13 protein-coding genes are annotated in these 21,135 nt (G+C 46.3%); 3 read left to right on the top strand and 10 right to left on the bottom strand.

The window, feature by feature from the left end:
- Nucleotides 1-45 precede the first annotated feature (45 nt).
- From ACMVP2_RS24245 to ACMVP2_RS24200, 10 genes are all read right to left on the bottom strand, one after another.
- On the bottom strand, nucleotides 46-1,455 hold the full coding sequence (locus tag ACMVP2_RS24245) for a hypothetical protein (protein ID WP_339795132.1): 1,410 nt from the start codon (nucleotides 1,453-1,455) through the stop codon (nucleotides 46-48).
- Entirely contained in the window at nucleotides 1,452-2,624 is a 1,173-nt protein-coding gene (locus tag ACMVP2_RS24240) for an outer membrane beta-barrel protein (RefSeq protein WP_339795134.1), read from the bottom strand. The genes ACMVP2_RS24245 and ACMVP2_RS24240 overlap by 4 nt, the downstream gene beginning before the upstream one ends.
- A 1-nt stretch (nucleotide 2,625) precedes the next feature.
- Nucleotides 2,626-5,796, bottom strand: coding sequence for a High-affnity carbon uptake protein Hat/HatR (locus tag ACMVP2_RS24235; protein ID WP_416865473.1), 3,171 nt, complete (start codon nucleotides 5,794-5,796; stop codon nucleotides 2,626-2,628).
- Nucleotides 5,797-5,799: 3 nt separating this feature from the next.
- Nucleotides 5,800-7,296: a hypothetical protein gene (locus ACMVP2_RS24230; protein WP_416865472.1), complete on the bottom strand. Its 1,497-nt coding sequence runs from the start codon at nucleotides 7,294-7,296 to the stop codon at nucleotides 5,800-5,802.
- Nucleotides 7,297-7,351: 55 nt separating this feature from the next.
- The gene (locus ACMVP2_RS24225) at nucleotides 7,352-10,603 is read right to left on the bottom strand and encodes a HEAT repeat domain-containing protein (RefSeq protein ID WP_416865471.1); all 3,252 of its coding nucleotides are present in this window, start codon (nucleotides 10,601-10,603) and stop codon (nucleotides 7,352-7,354) included.
- 218 nt (nucleotides 10,604-10,821) lie between these two features.
- Nucleotides 10,822-11,469: an OmpH family outer membrane protein gene (locus tag ACMVP2_RS24220; RefSeq protein WP_416865470.1), complete on the bottom strand. Its 648-nt coding sequence runs from the start codon at nucleotides 11,467-11,469 to the stop codon at nucleotides 10,822-10,824.
- A gap of 56 nt (nucleotides 11,470-11,525) precedes the next feature.
- Entirely contained in the window at nucleotides 11,526-12,275 is a 750-nt protein-coding gene (locus tag ACMVP2_RS24215) for a rhomboid family intramembrane serine protease (RefSeq protein WP_416865469.1), read from the bottom strand.
- A gap of 41 nt (nucleotides 12,276-12,316) precedes the next feature.
- Nucleotides 12,317-13,219, bottom strand: coding sequence for a histone deacetylase (locus tag ACMVP2_RS24210; protein WP_416865468.1), 903 nt, complete (start codon nucleotides 13,217-13,219; stop codon nucleotides 12,317-12,319).
- 15 nt (nucleotides 13,220-13,234) lie between these two features.
- Entirely contained in the window at nucleotides 13,235-13,792 is a 558-nt protein-coding gene (locus tag ACMVP2_RS24205) for a hypothetical protein (RefSeq protein ID WP_416865467.1), read from the bottom strand.
- 1 nt (nucleotide 13,793) lies between these two features.
- Nucleotides 13,794-14,597 carry a hypothetical protein gene (locus tag ACMVP2_RS24200; protein ID WP_416865466.1) on the bottom strand — a complete coding sequence of 268 codons (804 nt, stop codon included), beginning with the start codon at nucleotides 14,595-14,597 and terminating at the stop codon, nucleotides 13,794-13,796.
- A gap of 301 nt (nucleotides 14,598-14,898) precedes the next feature.
- Between ACMVP2_RS24200 and ACMVP2_RS24195 the strand changes: the two genes are divergently transcribed.
- From ACMVP2_RS24195 to ACMVP2_RS24185, 3 genes are all read left to right on the top strand, one after another.
- On the top strand, nucleotides 14,899-17,745 hold the full coding sequence (locus ACMVP2_RS24195; RefSeq protein WP_416865465.1) for a PorP/SprF family type IX secretion system membrane protein: 2,847 nt from the start codon (nucleotides 14,899-14,901) through the stop codon (nucleotides 17,743-17,745).
- A gap of 116 nt (nucleotides 17,746-17,861) precedes the next feature.
- On the top strand, nucleotides 17,862-20,288 hold the full coding sequence (locus tag ACMVP2_RS24190; RefSeq protein WP_416865464.1) for an FG-GAP-like repeat-containing protein: 2,427 nt from the start codon (nucleotides 17,862-17,864) through the stop codon (nucleotides 20,286-20,288).
- 401 nt (nucleotides 20,289-20,689) lie between these two features.
- The gene (locus ACMVP2_RS24185) at nucleotides 20,690-21,118 is read left to right on the top strand and encodes a gliding motility-associated C-terminal domain-containing protein (RefSeq protein WP_416868221.1); all 429 of its coding nucleotides are present in this window, start codon (nucleotides 20,690-20,692) and stop codon (nucleotides 21,116-21,118) included.
- The last annotated feature ends 17 nt before the right edge of the window (nucleotides 21,119-21,135 follow it).

Here is a 21,135-nt window from a genome sequence, read left to right as displayed (position 1 = left end):
AATAAAAATAAACAAAAAGTGAAATTAAATGCGGGAATTATACAATTATTTCCCCAATACACCGTTTTTATTGGTTTTTATTAAACCAATGACTGTCTGCGGGTTGTTATCGATTTCTATGGTTGTTAACATGACAAACTTGCCGTCAGGGAGTTGAACAATGGCATTGGCTTTGTCATTGCCACTTCCTCCGTAGCGGTACCCCAGATAATCAGCTTCACCAAAATTGTTAGTATCGCCGCCAAAATCATCAGTTCTCATGAGAAGTAACTGCGATCCATTAGCACCGCCTTCGTCCGTTTCTGCGGTAGTAGCCGCATATACAAATCTACCACCAAGTGTTCTATAAAAATCAGCAACCTCAACCCCGTCTGGAACATCGATTTGAGTCGAGAGTTGAATGCGGCCACTCGTAATTCTCATCAAAAAAGGTTTCAAATTTTGTAAAGTAAGTGACAGCCTGTTCCCGGCCAAAAAGATATCAGTGTCTGATAACTTAAGCATCCTCACCACCTGCTCATTAGCGTCCGTAGTTCCTGATTGCGTAAACTCTATATTTACAGGACTTGTGCCCTGCAATGGAATTGTTGCAATAGCTGCATTGAGCACGGATCGATTGTTTCCTCTGGTCTGACCGGCAATGACCACCTGGCTCCCATTTTGAATGCTTACTACAGCAACCCCAAAATCATCGGCTGCCGTTCCTTCACTTTTCGTCCATACGCTATTAAGGTCTACATCGAGCTTGACGAGAAAAAAATCACTTAAGTCCTGCGCTTGTGCATTTCTCAGCGGAACATTTTCGGTTGAACCAACAGCGAAATATCCGTCAGCTATTTCTACTATATCAGCCCCTTTTTGACTAAGTGATAATGTATCATATAAACCGCTCGACTCTATCTCGACCGTCTTATATTCACTGCCAAATACCCTGACATCCGAAACAGAGTCATAGTTTCCGCTAGCATCCACCCTCACTATCAGCATAGCAGATTGTTGAAAACTGCTCTCGATCTCATTTTCGTATATACTCCTGTAGGTGATCGAGCCAACGAGCAGGTAGCCTCCATTCACTGTCTTCTTTATTCGAACCGGGGTACACGTCACTTTTCCCGTGGACGAAAAATAGGGCAATAATGGAAGAAAGTCCGCCGTAGGAAAACGCTTAATTCCATTTGGTATGAGATTACCGCTCTTGTCTGCAAAAAGCAATACCCATTCGGTGTTTCCAGTTTGCTCTGTGAGCAAATAGCTGTCACTTGACCCGAAAATCACATAGTTTTCCACTTCAGCACCTTGCAGATTCACGACAAAGTCTGCTGCCTTATCAATACCTTCACCACCAAAATATTTCACAAAGACCTCATCTGGCGCTAAAGAGTTGGGATCTTCGGGCGTACATCCCATAAGCCCACCAACTACCACAAAGCAAATCGCTCTTAATATCCTCTTCATCTAAGTCTCTTCTCTTTAAGTTTTTGTGGATTATAGATCGATAACTGAAAACCACCTACCAGCGTGACTCCATCAAGTGTAAAATCGTTGTCGACCAAACCGATGTTAAAAATACTCTCCTGCTTGTTGCCATCAGCAGTGATTTCTGAGGGAAATCTGTTATCACCGTTGACTATATTCATCATGCCGTAGTTATACCTGGCCTCCACAAAAAAGAAATGTGTCTTCCTTCGAATTTTCACGCCCAACCCCGCAAAGCCATAGTAAGTCAATGCTTTTCTTCGTTCATCTGCTACCAGATTGGGGTCAGGGAGTGTAGCTGAAGCCTTCACACCGTCACGCTCTGACTGATTCGCTCTTCTTGTTGAGGTCTGTTTGGCATTGACTAAGTAATCAAAACTCACCCCAGCAAAAACGTACGGATTGAATGTTTTCTCTCCATCTCCATAGTAGGTGTATTTTACAAAAACAGGAGCTTCCAACACAGCGTAGTTCTCTGAGTAAGTGGCGAGGTTACCCAAACCTTGCGCAACAGCCAGTGAGTCAGATGCGTCGCTGGCAGCCTTTCCGTATATAACCTCGCTCTCGGCTGAAAATGTCCTCAACACATAGCCCAAGCCCAGGCCCACATCGAAGCCCGGATACACCTCTTTCTCAATCTGAGCAAATCCATTAAACTGTATGCCTGGCGTATAAACCGATTGATCTTCGTCTGACCAAAGAGAGTAGCTGGTTATCAACCGGTAAGTGCTCCGGTTCAACCCAATACTGCCACTAACCCTAAAAATAGGCTTGTAACGGAATTTTTCCTTGTGCAAAATAATCTCCTGCGGATCCAAAGAAGGATCCAACTTGTGTTCAGGATCTGCTTTCAACAGTTCAATCATCCAAATATCGGCATTGGCCAAATCGTCCTGATAGAGGTAAGTCTCCGTCATTATCTCAAGCGCCCTTATACTTTCTTCTTTAGCAAAGCCTCCACTTTTTATACAAGGCATCAGTAAAGCCGGAATGCCAGGAAGGTCGCCTATATCGAACATTCCTTGCGCCCGATCCAGGTTTTGTGTACAAACAACAGTCTGCGCAATTGCACTTCTGGAAATCAGAACAATGAGAACGCTAAACAAAGCGATTGCCAATAACTCATTTTTTTTAGTATCCTTCATCATTTTATTGTTCAGCTCCACTTGGATAATCCGGACAGGTAATTTCGTAATCGATGTCGCTGCCAACGTATTGATTCCATTCTGTTTGGTCAAGATTTCGGTCAATTTCGCTGCACAATCCAGCAGCAATCATATCGGGTTTAGTGGGCCACACCCGAAGGAACTTATCATTACTCGCCGTAGCCAAATAGTGACCGTCAGGAGAAAATGAAACAGCGTTAACATAGTCGCCATGGTCATTCAAAATGGTAGGCAGTCCGAAAATATCGTTAAGCACCCAAAGCTTTGCCGTTTTGTCCCAACCTGATGATGCAAGCAACGTGGTAAGTCCATTGAATTCAAGGTCAGAGACCGAGCTTTCATGGCCATTTAACTCTGCCAGGGTCGTCTTTGCAACGATATCCTGAATGACGATTCTGCCCGACTGATCACCATAAGCCAGAAACTGCCCGTTTCGGCTGAAGGCTACAGAAGTGATTGGAATATTGTCGGCATTGACCAGAGTGGTCTGTAGGCTATTATTAGCCATGTTGTACAAATATACATTGCCGTCAGATCCGCCCGCAGCCAGTGTTTTTCCATCGGCGCTGATAGCCAGCTTTTTCACTGGCTGGTTAAGACTTGCCAAAGATGAAAAAGACGAGAAATTGCTTCTTTGGATTTTTCCATCAGTTCCAACAGACACAAATCCACTCGCATCAGGTAGGAAGACCAAGTCGTATACAGTGCCTCCGTGTGCGTCAAGTAGGTTGGGAGCTTGTGGGTTAGACAGGTCGATTAGCTGTATGTGATCTTCATTGCCCACCGCCAGGTATTTTTCATCGGGACTAACCGCCACAACCCTATTTACGCTGGTATTCGGAACTGGCAACACGTCAATCCCTTCTCTGGCGTCGTTGGACATGCTCCACTTCAATACTCGTCCATCAGATCCGGCTGTGTACATATTTTGACCGTCTTTGCTGTACACTACCGACTTAACCCCGCCGGTATGTCCCTTCCATTTTACCACGTCTGCCCCGTTTTCCGTTGTCCATGCGTTATAGAGCCCCAGGTAAATATCTCCATTATAAGGTTTGTTACTATATTCCCTGAAGAAGTTGAAGGCTTGCATGGCAATGAGCGTCTTTCGGGTAGTATCCTTCACCTGTGCCGTTTTGATCGCCATTGACTGGGCAATGGCCTGGTAACGAAGATCTTCTGCATTTTTCCTCGCTTCGTCCGCTTGTACTCTGGCAGCCGTGGCAAGATCTTTTTGTTCGTTGGCAATCGTTGCTTGCTTTACGGCTTCCTCCTGCGCAATCACTGCATCCTTTCTGGCAGCCTCAGCCAGTAATGTAGCAGCCTCAGCATTTCTTCTTTGTTGATCTGCTTCGTTTTTTTGTTCAATCGCCTGGGTCGTGGCTAGCTCGGCCTTTTCCCGTTGATCGTTGGCCTCTTTTGCGGACTTCTGGGCTGCCTCCGATTGGATTTGAGCCTCATCGGCATTTTTCTGTGCTAATTCAGCCTGTTGTTCGGCTATGACAGTCTGTTTGGTCGCCTCAGCCGCCAAAATAAACGCATAAATCATCATGAAAATACACACCAGCGCAGCGCCAGCCAGCACAAGTGCAAAGATCCTGGACCGGCGTATCTGCCTCTTCTGGAGAAGCTCTTTGTTTCTTTGCTCGGTTTCGTAGGCTCTCTTGCTGGTTTCAAGAAAAACAATCGTGCGCTCATACGCTGTGTTGTACCTTTGACCCCACACCAGCGTAGGCCTGTTCTCCTCCTGCCAGTTGAGTGCCAGTTGCAGGTCGGGCATTTTCCACAGACCGGCCCGTCCTTCCTGGTATCTTCCTGCCGATTCAGACAGCTTAAGGTACATTTCTGCTGAACGGCTTTCCTCATCCAGCCATGACTTCAGCCTCGTCCAGATGCGCATCAAGCTTTCATGCGAAATATCAATTACAGTCTCAGATTCGAGCTGTTTTCCATGAGGTGGCATCAGCAAAGACCTGCCCGGCTCCCGGAATTTATCGACCACCCGGTACACCTCATCCTCGGTTACACCGGCAATGGATGCGATGACGCTAAGCTTGGTAGGCCTTCTAATGCCCTGATTTTCTGATCCCCGCTCGGTGAGTGCCTTGAACATGGTCTCGCAGATCTGCTTCTCCCGTTTGGAGAGCATGTCGTAGGCCTCGTTGGCATGCTGCGACAGGGCTTCCTTCAGGGTACCAATGGCGTTATAATGCCTAATGTCCATTGCCTCGGCTTCCCTGTGATTGTCGGCCCAGAATGACCAGGTACGCATTAATGAGTGCTGCAGGATGGGCAGCTGATCGGGGTTGTCTCCCACGTCGTTCAATAGCTGCTGTACCAAACGAGGTGCAATGGTGCCCCCGCCCACGGCCACCGGACCCTCAATCGCCAACCTTTTCTGGTCCCTTGTCATTTGAGGAATCAGATAGTGGCTGTCGTTGATCATCTGAGTCAGCTCAGGAAAAACAGCGCATTCACCGATAAAGTCGGAACGCATAGTGATGGTGACATAAATGGGCTCATCAAACTGATGCACTGCCTCCATCAAAAGGTTCACAAAAGCAGATGACTCGTCCTGAGACGACGTCATGCTTTCAGTCTTCTTATACCGGAAGAGTTCCTCAAACTGATCGACAAGGATCAGGATATTCTCATCTTCCGATTTTTTCAATTGCTTTACTGCTTCAACTAGTCCGAGCGAACTACTTCTAAGCACCGTAGCGGTGATTGTCTTTCTTATCAGCCGTTCCTCTTCTTCCAGTCCTGAATATTCGTCGTCCTTTTCTACCAGCGACTCGGCGAGGTTGTCGATCGGCCCCCCGCCTGGTCGCAACACCACAATTTTCCAATTGGAGCCTGCCTGTGTCATGAATCCGCCGTAGAGCGTTGGAATCAATCCACAGTACATCAATGACGATTTACCGCTTCCTGAAGATCCCAGCACCGCAGAAAACCGGTTCTCTGCCAGCTTTACAAGCACTTCGTCACTCTGGCCTTCACGGCCAAAGAAAAGGTGAGATTCCTCCACGCCAAAGGGTCTAAGGCCAGGGAAGGGGTTAAAGAGAGTTGTGGTGTCGCCTCTCGTTACGGATCCTGTGGAAACCTGTTCAGGTCTTCCATCGGACTCATTGGGGGTAAGGTTGCTAGCACTCATAATTTACTTTTCAATCTTTTCCAGGAATGGTTTCAGTGAATCGGCCTTAAATTCGCCGTTACCGGTTAAAATCAGGGTGCCCTCCTCTTTGAACTCCTCGGCCTTCACTTTGGCCTCCCCTGCCACATAAATAGCTTTTGCCTTCAACGGCTTAATTCTGCCAAATCCAGGAGCCTTCAAAAGATCCTGAAGTTTGGCTTTAATCCATTGGTGATTGGCTTTACCGAAATATATTAGCGAAGCATCACAGCGTCTCAGGTTTTCCTGATGCAGATAGCGTAAGTCAATCAGATCGCCATCAAAAAGGGATGTCATCACCTCGCATCCTTTGGCTGTCAGTGCCTTCGCAATAGGTTGGGCTGCCTCCGCATCCGATTTGTCACAAATGAGATAAATCATTTTGCCTCCTTTGTTATCCTCATCCTCTCTGGCGTAATGATCTCTTGTTTTGAACCTCCCGCCGGTAAGCAGCTCCTCCCTTACAATGGATTTAAGTTCTTGCAGGGTAATTTGCAGCACCTCAGCTTCTTCCACGGCAGCGGCATCAGACTTTAAGTCCTCAATAAAAATCTTTTGCCTCTCCGACACATTGACCATGTCAGGCGAAAGCCAGATCAGCCTTGAAAAAGGCTCTCTGTCGGCACTTTTACTGTTGTGCTCGATTACCTTCAGCACATATTCCGATGCTATCTTGTTCTGTATATCTACAATCGAAAGGTCAGCGCCCTTCGGCTTGTAACCATAGTCCTCACCAATCAAGTGAATCGACAAACGGCACTTTTCCAAATCTGACTTTACCATCGCTTCGAGGAGCTTGGCTTCCTTGGGGAGCGACTGCTCCGGCAACACCCTGTAGCCATGGCGCAACAACTCTCTTTTGATAATGTCTCGTTGAATAAGAATGTCAACACCAGTGCTCGCCAGGTAAACGGTACGCTCTTTGGGAACTATGTCTTTTGTGGTCTTCTTGGTTGATCCAAGTTTGTCAAGAATCTGGAAAATGTCGTACGACATATCCACCAGTTTCAGCCAGTAGCTTCTCTCCGCTTCGGATCCAAAATACCTTGTGTACTCCTGTGCCTCTCCAGTCATTGGATCAATCTGAAACAGGTCGTAGGGCAAAATCTCCTCATACTCAGGCAGGACACTGTCAATTTCCACAGGATGCTTTAATACCTTAAACATTCTTGCCTTCCCGGCAACGCTCAGGTTTTTATCTTCGGTGGCCTTAACACCAAAGTGAGAAATACCTTTTACCAGTTTGGCGTCTGCCTTGAAGTTGTTTGACAATATGGCAATCAAAACAGCTGCTTTCTCAATTTCTCCGGGATCCTGCTGACTTTCGTCTATCATTCTCACATGAGGTTCCTCCTTCATTATTTGTGTAAGAAGGGTGGTAAGGAACTTACAAAAGCTTGTCACCCAGCCCCTGTCGCCCGCTATCCTTGGATGGTTATCTTCTGAGGAAAAACTGATTAGAATTTCTTTTCCAACTGCCATTTTTTTCAGGTCAAAATCTCATATTCCTTTTAAAAACTCGATAAATATTGTCTTACTATTGACTAAAAAGCAACAGTCTTTCTTCATCCATCACCTCATCTTCTGCTTCGATCTGATCAGAATCCTTCACCGACAAGAGTGTTGCCTCAACCATCTCAATATTTTTGCTCATCAAATCGAAAAGAGCCTCCATTGAAATAGTCAAAAAGATCGCTTCGCTGGTCGTTGTATAGCTGTATTCAAATTGATCTGTCTCAACCAATTTATTGAAGCCGATTACATCTCTACTGCCGAGTGTTCTCTGGCGGCCGTTGTCATCTTGTTCAAGCACGTTGCCCTTAACAATAATGTAAATTGGTGCATTGCCGTTATCTCCTTTGTTGATGAAAGTTATACCTTCCTTCATTCTCACTTCCTCTGAGGCGTCTACCACGTCCGTTAACACCGATCCTGGAATTGTTTTGAATAAATCCAATCCCTTCACAAACACAGCCTTCTCAATGAGCAGCATCTTCATGTGCAAATCCTCTTCCGTCTCAACAAATGTTGGCGGCACTATGGCCCTGTCCAGGTCTTTCTTAACACCCGGGCGTATCCTTCTGGTGTGACGCTGATACTCCCCCTTGTCTTTTTGGTAAATGATCCAGGCAGATGTTTGAAGGATGAGCTTATCAGGGTTGAAAAGATTGGCGATAAGGTCCGCCGACACCTTAGATTCATCGATCATAGACAACCTGTACAATGCAACTGCCTTCGTCCACCTGTTTATATGGTTGTAATCCCTGTTAACTATAGAAAGGAGCAAGTCTTCATAACTGCTAAAAGCCTCAGGAGCGTAAAAGTCATTCAGTTGACTCAGCCTGTCGTGGGGCTTGAGTTCGTCGAAAACGGGGAATAACTTGGGTTTCAATTCATCCTCAAGGATAATATCGAGCATTTCTACGGCGAACGTAATACTTTCACTCGTCCCTACACCGATATTCTCTTTAACAAGCTCAACTGCCTGAGAGTCGTAGATGAGGGCCAAAAGCATAAAAATATCATCATAGTTCTGGGCGTTCTCCTCTTCGATTGCCTGAACAAGAAGATGGTCAGTTTCATTTTCTTTGGGTATTTCGGTGAGCGCTTTTATATTCCAGGCCAGGTCACCAATTTCTGCCTCAATTTGAATCTTAATTCGGGCTGCCTGAAAGTCCTTGGCATGGTAGCCTATATAACTAAGTGATAGTAAGATCTCTGAAACGATAGCCTTATCCGGGAAGTCAATTTTTTTCCATAGACGCTCAACCCCCTCAGGGCCACCAATACGCCCGAGAATCTGCACAACCCGAAACATTGTGGTAGCTTGTTGTCCTGTTTTATAAAACGCAGTATCTACAGTGTGCAATGTCGGTTCTCCGCCAGCAATTAATGCCGCCTTAGCAACATTGGAATAAACGGGCACATGAAGGTTCTCAATCATAATGGGCCAAAGCTCGGGCCATTTATTGATTCCAGCGCTGGTGATGGCAGCTGTCCTTACGTTAACGTTGATATCTCTGGCAAGCTCCACAAGCAATGGGATATACTTTTCGTCATCCAATTTCGCCAAAACTTGAGCAGCGAATACCCGATCTTCCATATCAACAGACCTCGCCAGCTTTCTGATGCTAACCTCGTTCAGCTTGTAGTCTTCAGCCAGTTGCAAGAACGCAATTACCTCTATCGCCAGGTTCCGTATTTCCTCCTCTTGTTCATAGGATGCCAGTTTTTTGATTTCTGCCAGCTTCTCAAAGTTATTTACCTGCCTGCACTTGGCATAAGCATATTTTCGTACCTCCGAATGGGGGCTCTTGAGCGTTTCCACCAGAATTTTTCTGAATTCAATCGGCTCCAGCTTCTCAAATAGCTTCATCGACAGAATAATACTTTCTGCATTGTGCTCATCAAATTCTCTCTGAAGCACATTAACTGTGCTATTCTCATTCTTCTTGCCTTTGGATCCCAGTGCTTCCTTTTGCCTTGTCAAAGTAATTTTCAGCGTTCCCTTATACTCATCGTAGAGCTTCACAGCAACATAGATGACGCCAACCGCCAAAAAGATGATGATGTACGAAAAGTGAATTAATTTAAAGAAACTAAGCAAACCCAGGCCAATTAATGCAGCGCCGGAGATGAGTGCGGCAAATTCATTCACTACCCCTTCAATCCTGGACTGAATATCAAACCGGATTTTAATATCCAGAGGCAGGAAGAATATCTTAAAAGCCGGATTTTCCAAAGCATCTTTCAGGGAGGCGGTCAAAAGCCTGGCAAGGCCGGTAAAAAGAAAAAACAAAATGTACTCTTCATTCTTTACCTCGAATCCAAAAATATGCCCGGATACGATGGCCCCTATCGTTAGTCCTCCGAGTACGATAGGCATAACCATGAGCGAAACCTTCAGTCCAAATTTCCCTATGATAAGGTCGTTAAGAAAGCTCTGAATAATGAAGCTGATGACAATAATGGATCCGTCGTAGAACGATAAAAAGTTGGAAAGTTCGGTTTCGTTCGGGTACATAACATTCACCGACTCATAAAAGCTATACTCAACAAATACGTTAGCTGATGCTGAGAAAACTAAAAACAATGATAACAACCCAAGGTACTTGCTTTTGAAAAGGTCGGAATAGCTGGTGTCGGGCTTCTCCCTGGAAACCTTTTTAGTGGCACCGTCAAGGTTGTAATTTTTTACGATAAGAAGAGTGAAAATAAAAATACCGAAGGCACCTGCAATGGAAATGAACAGCAAATCGGTTGTATCATTTATCAACTGTAGCCTCCTTAAACCCGGAATGGAAAAGAAAGCGAGGCAGGTGGCCAGAAGTTGGCCAGTATCGATTCCTCCCATTATTCTCTTCGATGCCCGCAGATTGAACATTCTGCCGAAGACACCCCAAAAAGTCAGCAGCGTAACAGCTGTTATAGGGCCCATCATCACAAAAAAAGCAAAGGAAATCCAGGGACTGTCGTAAAACTCATACGTTCCTCTCAGCAAGGTGACATACGCCAGGATCAAGAAAGTATTGGTAATAGCGAGGCTGGAGAAGTTAATGTTGCGCTGTAGAGAAACAAAAACAATTGTACTTACGATCCCCAGGAACCCTCCAGTAAAAAAGGCGATGCCTAACAGACCTTCCCCCATTCGGCTGATGAACAGTGTTTCTGCGCCAACCGTATAGGTAGCCAGGAAGATACCCATAAAAAAGCCTTTACCGAGGAGCAGCCACATCTGCTTCTCCTCGCCTGGCTCACCTCCTAAAAATTTTAAGAAAGCCTGCAGCACGTATCAGTATAGTTAGGTTGACATTTCCGGCGCACAGAATGCACCAGAATACTGCCAAAGTACCAAAAAAAATCGTCTTAAGGAAACATACAACCAATAAGATGTCGGCTCACAGGGCAGCGTCCAAAAAATAGCCAACAAATACAATTACAATTCTACATAAAAATATTACAACAGCCAATTGGCTCTAAAAAAAAGTATTATTTAAAAGATTGCGTCTATTTGGTGACGCCTGTCGAATCTGTTTTATCGGTTGGTATCACACCCTTCGACTGAAGGTAGCTCTTATTCAAACCCTTAATTACCTCATCGGTGATATCGAGTCTTTTGTCCGCATAAAGAACACCACTACCCTTCGTGTAGGTCAAAACAAGGTGGTATTTGTTACTTCCACTGAACTCAGACAGGTAGCCACTCACTGCATTGTACAGTTGTTCGTTGAGTTTGGTCTCTTCTTCTACCAGCTGCTGACCCAAGGTTTGCTGATACTGGTAGAGGTTTTGCTGTTTCACCGTGAGCTCCTCCTCCTTTGCCCTGGCCTGGTTCATCGTCATGTTCTGAGCTGTGTTCTGGAAATTCTGTATTTCTCGCTGAAGGCCTTCCGCCCGGTTCCTGTATTCAGACTCCAATTTTGCTCTCTTTTTTTCCAGGTCACTGCTTATATCCTTGAAATATTCATATTTACTCAGCAGTGTATCCGAGTTAACGTAGGCGATTGAAAGGTCACCACTAATCCTGTCGATGGAAGAATCAAGACTAGCTACCTCAGGTTCTGAAGATGCACTCTTATTGCTAAGCACCAGATAAAACAACACAGCAACTGCTGCTAAAAGGACGACACTAAGTACAGTGGATAGATTTTTCACGCTCTAGTTTTGATTAAGAAGCGGCAAATATATGGAAACTATTTGAACGGCAATGGCTAATGCAATGAGATAATATCTTCGCTGGCGTCTTCTTCGTTTTTTGTTGAATTTGTGAATCTTATCAAAAGACTGGGAGGTATTTGAACCTGGTCGGCCACAGCACCAGGCATATCAACTCCACCATTGGCTTGGCCTTCCTCGGTAATGTCATCATGCTGAATTGCCTGGTTTACCGCTAATGCTTCTTCCGTAACACTCTTGTTTCTGAAATGGATGGCGCAAAAAAGCCCCGATAAGCCGCCAAACAAATGAGACTCCCAGCTTATCTGGTCTGAAAAAGGAAAAACACCAGCAAACAGGCCGTGGTAAAGAAAAACAACTATCATGCTTACCGCCAGTGACCTCGCATCACGCTTGATGAGGCCGAAAAAGAAAAGGAAGGAAACCAACCCGTAAATAATGCCGCTTGCGCCGATGTGAAAAGCTGAACGGGCTGTTGTCCACACCCAAAAGCCGGTAGACAGGTATACAATCACAAAAACCTCGAGCGCTATCTTTCTAAAAAAGAAAAAAAGCCCCACTCCAAGAATCGCAAGAGGAAACGTATTGGAGAGCAGGTGCTGAATATCGCCGTGGATAAACGGAGATGTCACAATGCCCAGAGAGCCTTTCAAAGTCCGTGGATATATACCAAGAAAGGACAAATCAACAGACGTGGCATACTCCCATGACTTGACGCACCACAGTACTCCTACAAAAGCAAGTGTGATAAAAACGCTTTCTCTGAATAGCTTGCGCTCGTTCATGATTGAATTAAGCTATTTCCTGGCAAAATTGTAAGCGTTTGTCAAAAGTAAATATCCTGAGCAAGCCTGAAGGTATTGGCATGGGCCTCCACAATGTCAGTGATTTTTTCAGAATAACCACCTCCCATGGTCACTACCACAGGGAGCCTGCATTCTCTGCAAAGCTGCAAGACCAACCGATCTCTTTCTTTGCACCCCGACTGGCTCAAGGCCAGCCTGCCCAGCTTGTCGGTGGCCAGCACATCAACGCCAGCCTGATAAAATGCGAAATCCGGCTGGAAATCATCCAAAATGCTCTTAAGGTTCGCCTCGAGTAGCTTAAGGTATAGCTTATCGTCAGTACCGTCGGCCAGTCCAATATCGAGACTGGACTGCTCCTTTTTGGCTGGATAGTTTCTGGCACCATGCATGCTCAGCGTAAACACCCGTTTGTTTCCGGTAAATATTTGAGCGGTTCCATTCCCCTGGTGAACATCCAGGTCGATAATCAGGATTTTTGACGCAAGAGAATTAGCCAGCAGATCGCTGGCAGCAATGGCCATGTCGTTCAATAAACAGAAACCCTCTCCCCTATCGGTAAAGGCATGGTGCGTGCCTCCGGCTACATTGAATGACACACCATACTGTAAAGCAAAGCTACAGCATTCAACGGTGCCGGCAGCAATGTTTGCCTCTCGCTCAATAAGTGCCTCAGAGTGCGGAAAGCCAATTTTTCTCATTTCTGCAGCGGAAAGGCTCAGGCTGCTTAACCTCCGCCAGTAGTCGGCGTCGTGCGTCCGAAGTATTTGTTTGGTTGAGAGGTGCCCGGGAGCAAACAAATGATCTCCTTTGATAGTGCCCTCGTAAATGAGTTGTTCCGGAAGCAACTCATACTTCATCATCGGGAACCTGTGTTTATCAGGTAGCGGGTGGTTGTACGCTTTTGACCAGGCCACTCGAAGCATACCGCTGCTTTTTATTTAGTCGTCGCTTTCGTCCGACTCGAAACTGTAAAGCGTTGGATCAAGCCTGAGTTGACCAGCGTTAAAGTCGCTGATAAACTTTTCGACCACTGCAGGAGCAACTTTATCTACGTTAAGGCAGACGTCAATTCCTACACGGGCTTCAAGCTCCTCATCCAGTTCCATGTGCTCTTTCACCTTTACCGACTCCTCCTCTTCAAGATCAAGCATCGTCTCAGTGATGAAAATACCTATTTCTTCTTCGAGTTTCGCTGGCAACATGCCCTCACGAATCTCCACTCCCTTGTTAACCAAATCCCTGTATTCGGGAAATCTCTTCATGGCTTGCTTTTCAGCTTCATCATATAATTCACTTTCGTGATGTAGTTGCAAAGTATACAAGGCGGCATCAAACAACACTTCTGCACCTTTGTGCTTACCTATAAAAAGGAACTCGAGGTAGTCGTCTGAGTTGTCGTCGGTTTCATTGATTACATAAGTAGAATCCAGCGCCTTCATCTCTTCCTTCACCTTCCCAATACTCTTTTCGTCAAACTCAAATTCACTTATTCTCATATCATTTTATTTTGCTTGTGCTGCGGCCTTTTTTCCTAAGCTGTGTATTGTAGTCTAGTAAAAACGCCAATGATATTTCAACGTTCCGGTTTGACCCTTCAAAGTTCTCTTTGTACTTATTCAACCCAAAAAAGTTATCTTCTTTTTCTCCGATGTTGGTATGCCCCATATTGTACCTGAAATCCAACTGCACAATTTGATCCTCCAGCACCGGGAACTCGAAACCACCACCAAAACTAAGCCCCACCTGTAGTCTGTTGGCATTTGGCACTTCTATGATACCGTTTGCAATTGGATAATCTCTTTCGTCCGGCCGTGGTGTGTCATATTTCGTGAAATCATAGTGGTAATTCACCGTGCCCACCTTCCCCTCATCAAGTTCGGATGACGATATCTGACCATTTCCATATACCCAGTAGCTCAAGGCGGGGCCAGCATTCACATACCATTTCAGCGACCCCATTTGAAAGGTACCCCTGAACATAGCCGGCATATCAATGTTATGGAAGCGTGTTACGTTCTTCACGTAGTCCAAACCTCGTTTTTGAATAGTCCTCCCTTTTGTGGAATAATACAATTCTCCGTGAAAAGACCACACCGTCGACTTTGAAGCTGAATAGTTGAAAACCCATCCGCCACTAAATCCAGGTCTCCACACAGTCTCGTAGTCACGGGTGTACTGCTTCTCATCGAAGTGCATGGTGGAGAGGTTGAGCCCAACCTTTGGCCCGGTCAATATTTGGCCTTTTACCAGATAACTACTTAAAAATAAAGTAAATAGAATAACAAATGAGGTTCTTGTCATAGAAAACCCTGAAGGCGATTTATTCAATTATCCGAAATTTAGGGTTTAAAAACAGATTTTTACTCTCAAATTAAAAAAATCTAATTTGAAGTTGAAATTTTACTATAAGAATAAATCTCGCTAGCTTGCGTTAAAAGTAAGTTCTATTCTTTTGGAATTGCCTTTTTTAGGCCGGTTCTGTAAAGATTATTATAAGCTGTAAATTAATTTTGATAAATTTCGATTTCTGTTTTCTATCTGCTTTTGACCCGCTACTGAGAACTGGTTTAAAAGAATAGTAATATTATCCAATAGCGTTGACATGAGAAAACGTATACTTTGGCTTTTTCTGAGTTTTTTACCTTTTCTATCAGAAGCCCAGCAAGTACCTGTTTACAGCCAGTTCTTCATGAATCCCTATCTCTACAATCCTGCCTTTGCAGGTATTGAAGGGCATACTGTTGTTTATTTTATGCACCGGCAACAATGGGTTGGCATTGATGGGGCTCCTCAATATTCCCACGTGGTTTTTCATACCCCTTTAAAAAACCGACTGGCACTAGGCGGGGAAATTAGCACTGACAAACAAGGGCCACTAACAGACAATTCATTCAGGGTGACCGGGGGCTACCTGCTGCCTCTAGACAGGAAACACTATTTGAGGTTCGGACTTTCGTTAGGTGCCGGAAACAATGCAGTAGATTTGGACGCCATTGGCAACAGCGCCGACCCGGCATTGGTCAACCTGCTCGACAATAATTTTTATATGAGGAGCGACTTTGGTGTCACCTATCACTTTGGTAAGTTCAATGCCGGTTTTTCATTGCCAAGCCTCATCAGTCACGACGTTCTCAGTGAAAAAACACTGAGTCCGGTCAGGGTCACTCCCATCGACAACATATTATTCAAGGCTAATTATCGCCAAAGTCTTTTTGACGACGCCCTTGCCTGGGAACCACACTTATTATACAAATATTCCGGAGTCGGTAATAGCCAATATGAGGTGACCAACATCTTTCATATCAAGCACCTTGTGTGGGTGGGCGCTTCCTATCGGCAAGACGCCGGTTTTGTTGGGCTGGCAGGTATAAAAATAGCAGAGCGTCTGGCGGTTGGCTATGCTTATGATTTGCCGTCTTCTGACCTGGCAACTTTCTCCACCGGATCTCATGAAATACACCTGGGACTTCATTTGGGTACCAGAAAAGAGCACGCTGAGCATGTTTCCTCCTTCATAAAGAGCCATTCGAAGTCAAGGGCGGAAAGAGATGAAGAGGCGGCAAGGCAATTGGCACTGGAAGAGGCAAGGAAAAAGCGTGAAGAAGAAAGGCTACAGGCGTTGAACAACACAAAGCCGGAAGAGAAGAAGAGTGCGCTTCTGGCTGACGACACACCTGAAAAACCTGTAGAGGAAAAGCAGCCCGCAGGAGCCTCTTCATGGCAATACGTGTCTGAAAATAACGGTGCGCCCATTTCAAGAACAAATGCTGCCGGACAGGACGAAGAAGGTGTTACGCTGACCAGGACGAACGCCCAGGGAAACAAGGAGTTCATTGTTAGCTTTATTCCTGAAGCCAAGTTTGGGTCAGAGGAAGCGTGGTCTCTCGTGAATAATGCAGGAGTCGCACAGGAGCGAGTGAATGCCAATGGACAAAAGGAGGTCGGCGTGCTTTGGCGTGTGAAGCACGAAGATGGTACAATAGAAGATAAAGTTATTTGGTCGCCCGTCTACACATCTGAGGCCGGGATGAAGGCTGGGATGGTGGCCTCCGGAGTCGATATGACTGCCAGCCAGCACCCAGATGCCGCTCATAATTTTGCGCTGTCAAGCAGCCGCTCAACCATGCCTGAAAGAACGGTTAATGGTGAGAGGCAGGTAGGCTTTGTGTTTAAAAATACTTTGGCAGACGGAACGGTAGAGGAAACTATTGTGTGGGTGCCTGCGCCAGATCCAAACACTGGCGAAAGGTGGGAGTTGGCTGATCCTAACGAGAAGCCTGCAGTAAGAATTGGGCCTAATGGAGAGAAAGAACTTGGCGTAATTCTCAAGCGAATCCACCCCGATGGCACTGAGGACTTGATGGTTGAATATGAGCCGGTGGTGAAAAAAGAGGCGCCTAAGCCCACCGCTAATGCTGCAACCGCACCAAAAACAACAAACTGGATTTATGTTTCCGAGAACGAGGGAGCTCCCATAGAGAGAGAGCTAAACGGAACAAAACAAGAGGGTGTGACGCTTTCCCGAAAAAATGCACAAGGAAATACTGAGTACACTGTAAGCTTTATTCCTGTAGCTGATTTCAACTCTGAAGAAAGGTGGTCTCTTGTCAACTCAATTGACAACGTGGAAGAACGAACCACTCCAAACGGACAGAAAGAAGTGGGCTTGCAGTGGAGAGTTTCTGGCCCCGGCCTGCCATCAAGGGTATCTACCGTATGGTCTCCTGCCTATTCGAGTGAAGCTCTCCTTAAAGAGGATCTCAGGAAACAAGGCGTTAAGATTGGTGTACAGGGAAGAAAAGAAGAGACTGACCCTAACAATAACTTTAAACTCGTGAGTAACTCCGGCGACCGCCCCACGAGAACAATCAAGGGAGAAGATCAGGTTGGCTTTTTATTTAGGAACACGCTCCCTAATGGTGACGTGGAGGAATCGACGATTTGGGTGCCGGCACCGGATAAAGCCAACGGTGAGCAATGGCAAATTGCAGAAGAAGGAGAAAAGCCATTGGTTAGGGTTGGAAGTTCAGGGCAAAAAGAAATGGGCTTCACTGTGAAAAAGATTCATGCCGACGGGAGTCAGGAGTTGCTTGTTCAATATGAGCCAGTGACAAGAGTAAATGCTGCTCCCCGAATTGTGGAAAACACTGAAACTGTGCCTGTAGCTACTCCGACTACCCCAACACCACGAACTGGCAGAAATCTTTTGGAAATGGCCCCCGGTAACTATGTAATAGTCGGCGCATTTGCCAATTTCGACAACGCCCAAAACTATAGCGACACCTTGCTGGATGAGGGTTATTTTACGCAGGTAGGATATCACTCACCCAAGAACTTGTACTACGTGCAGATATACAGTTCACAAAGTTTGCCACAGGCTGAAAAGGAAAGAGACAGATTAAGAAAGAGCCCCACACTGAGCAAGGCATGGGTATATACCGTTAAATGATAATGAAGATGATTAACAGCCATTTTAAATTGTCGTCTAACCCCATCAGGTGGACATCAAAACAGTCTTTGCGTTCAGGGAAACTTTATCTTAGTGTCAGAAATCAGAAAATGGATATGAGGCGGATTTTGTTAACGATAGTCAGTTTGCTGTTCTTTGCTTTCAACGTGGTGGCCCAGAGGCCTTTCATTACTAACCTGGATAAAACTACGGCGGCAGCGGGTGATAAACTCACTATTTCGGGTATCAATTTCCCGACTTCCGCAGCTAACATCAAGGTGCGATTCGGTGCTGGTGTCGGCACTGTCACCTACGCCTCGGCCAACTTACTTGAGGTAACGATTCCGGGCAATGCAACCTTTGGCAATGTTTCTGTGACCAACCTTACCAATGGGCTCATCGGCTATTCATCTGAGTTCTTCACCTTGAGCTTTGGCGGCACTTCGTTTCTCTCAGCAGCAGTCGATGCCTCAGCAAAGTTCGCTTCCGGTCAAAACGGCATGTATGACCTCTGCGCCTGTGACTTTGACGGCGACGGAGTGATTGATGCAGCAAGTTCACACAACAACGACCAGGCTTCCAGGGTACCTGTTTACAGAAACACAAGTGACATCTCCACACTTACTTTTACTGCGGTCAACCTACCCTCGCTGCTCATCAATGAACCAACACTGAGTGTGGCCTGTGGCGATTTGGATGGAGACGGAAAGCCAGACTTGCTGGCCACCAGAGCGATTGCCGGTGTAACCCCGGGTGATATAGTTTTCGCTTTCCGCAACACCAGCACGGTAGGTGCTATAAGCTTTGCAGCGCCAATTTCGCTGACGCTTCCTCCTGATGCCGCAGGCAACAGAAAAAATGTTGGCCGGCTTTCAATTATTGACCTTGACGGGGACGGAAAACCAGAGGTAATTGCCTCCAATCAGGTTGATAATCAAATAGATGCTTTCCGAAACACCTCTGCCGTTGGCACGCTCAGCTTTGATGCTCAACCCGCACAATTCAGCATCGGCGGTAGTCGATCCTTTGGACTGGACGTGAAGGACTTAAACAATGACGGGTTCCCCGAGATTGTGGCTTGTGCACTTCAGCAGGCTAACATCTTTGTGCTGCCCAATATTAGCAGCGCCGGCACCATCGCCTTCGGCCCGTCGGTCACGCTCCCTGTTTCAGGTAACCTTGCGAACCTGGTTGTTGGCGACTTAAATGGGGACGGATTGAACGACATTGCCACAACACAAATTGTCAGCAATGCTGTATCTGTCATCCTTAACCAAACCAGCGAAGTGGGCGGCGCTATCGCCTTCGGTGCAGCAAATACATTTAGCGTATCGTCAGGCGCCTGGGGACTTGACCTCGGCGACCTGAATGGTGACGGCAAGCTTGACCTGCTGGTGGCCAGCACCACCAGCAACAACGTGACCGCCCTTGTCAACACCTCGACGACCGGCCTCACTTTCGACAGATTTAACGTCGCAGCCGGAACCACAACCCGAAATGTGAAGATTGCTGATGTAAATGCCGACGGAAAGCCCGACTTGCTGGCAGCAGGCATTACGAACAACGAGTTGATTGTTATTGCCAACAGAAATTGTATTTCGCCAACAATAACGCCAAGCAGTGCCACAGTTTGTACTGGCACAGATTTCACTTTAGAGGCAACAAAAAGCATCGGACATACCTACACATGGGAAACCGCTTCCAGTGCCTCCGGACCCTTTACGGCCCAGGCAGAGACTTCTTCATCTCTCAATCTGTCGAGCCTGCCAGAGGGCAGCCTCTTCATTAGGGTCAATATCAAGTCGAACGACGGTGCTTGCGATGCTAATTCTGCCAACTCTTCACAGCTGCTCGTAACCGGAACACCCCCCACCCCACCCGGAGTTGTTGATCCTGCTCCAATTTGCGCTGGGGAAACGCTGCAAATTGATGGTACAATTGCCGGAGCAAAATCCTACCAATGGACCGGCCCCGACGGTTTTGCATCTACCGAAGCAGTTCTTAGTGTTGCTAACTTTCAGCCAGCCAAGGCTGGAATTTATACACTTCGTTATGTAACGGCATCGGACTGCCTGAGCCCTCCTACCCAGCTGAGAGCTGAGATAAAAAGTCTTCCCCCGGTATCTGTAAGGTTCCAGGGCACAGGTCTTTTTTGCGAAGACGCTTCGGTAGCTCTTTCAGCCGCTTCCTTTGCCGGATATAATTACCAATGGGTGGCAGATGGACAGGATATAGCTGGCGAAACTACGACATCCTTATCGGCTAGTGCTAGTGGCGCTTATGCCATTAAAATTTCAGACCCCGTAACAAGTTGCGCAGTAACAAGCACGGCGGCTACACTTACAAAAAAAGCAGTACCGGCGACTCAGCTCACATCGGTGGATGCCATTTGTGTGAATGTGGATACCGAATTTACTGCCCAATCAACCGGGAAGCCGGCCTTACGCTCAACTATGCCTGGGACTTCACCAGTGATGGTACAACCGACAGCACAAACCCTAACGCAACAAATACTTTCGCAACGGCAGGGACAACCACAGTAAAACTTACAACTGGCTATGATGAAATTGTCGGCTGCATTAGCACGTCCACTAAATCAATCGAGGTAAGGGCAGTGCCTGTTGTGGCTATCGAAACACCAGACGGAGTTGAGAAATGCCCCGAAAATGAAGTGAGTCTTGAAGTAGCCGACAACTTTGTGTCTTACGCATGGAGTACCTCAGAAACAGGGAATGCTATTAGTGTAATAGATCCCGGAACCTACACCCTGACAATTGTTGACGATGCCCAGTGTGTCATCACCAGCACAGTCGATATCGTAAACTTCGATACCTCCAACTCTATAACGGCCGTGTCAAACAGGTCCATTATAGATGAATTTGACACTACTCAGTTCAATGTTTCCGGAGCCTCTGAAATTCTTGACTGGACGCCAATAACCGGCATGGATGACCCAACTATCGCCAACCCGATTGTAACAGGCACTTATGAGTTTGGCGATGTTTTGAATGCTTCCAACCAAAGAGAATACCTCTACGTGGTAACTGCCCTTGACGCCAATGGTTGCGAGGTCTCCGCCAGTATCCCATTGATCGTCATTCCGGACGAATCTCCCCAGCCTATGAAGTCCTTCTCACCCAACGGAGATGGTATCGATGATGTGTGGAGCGTCGAAAATGTCGAGTTTAACCAGGATTGTAAGGTGGTGATCTACGACCGCCGGGGACGAGCCATTTTGGAAAAGAAACCATACAACAATGACTGGGCAGGTAGGGTCAATGGAAATGACGTGGAGCAGGGTGTTTACTATTACGTTTTCATTTGCGACGACGCCACCAGGAGCCAAAACGGGAGCATATTGCTTTTTAGATGACAACACAGCCAGCTCAG

This window comes from Imperialibacter sp. (assembly GCF_048007035.1).
Taxonomy (GTDB): Bacteria; Bacteroidota; Bacteroidia; order Cytophagales; family Cyclobacteriaceae; genus Imperialibacter.
This window is presented reverse-complemented; position numbering and strand designations above follow the sequence as displayed.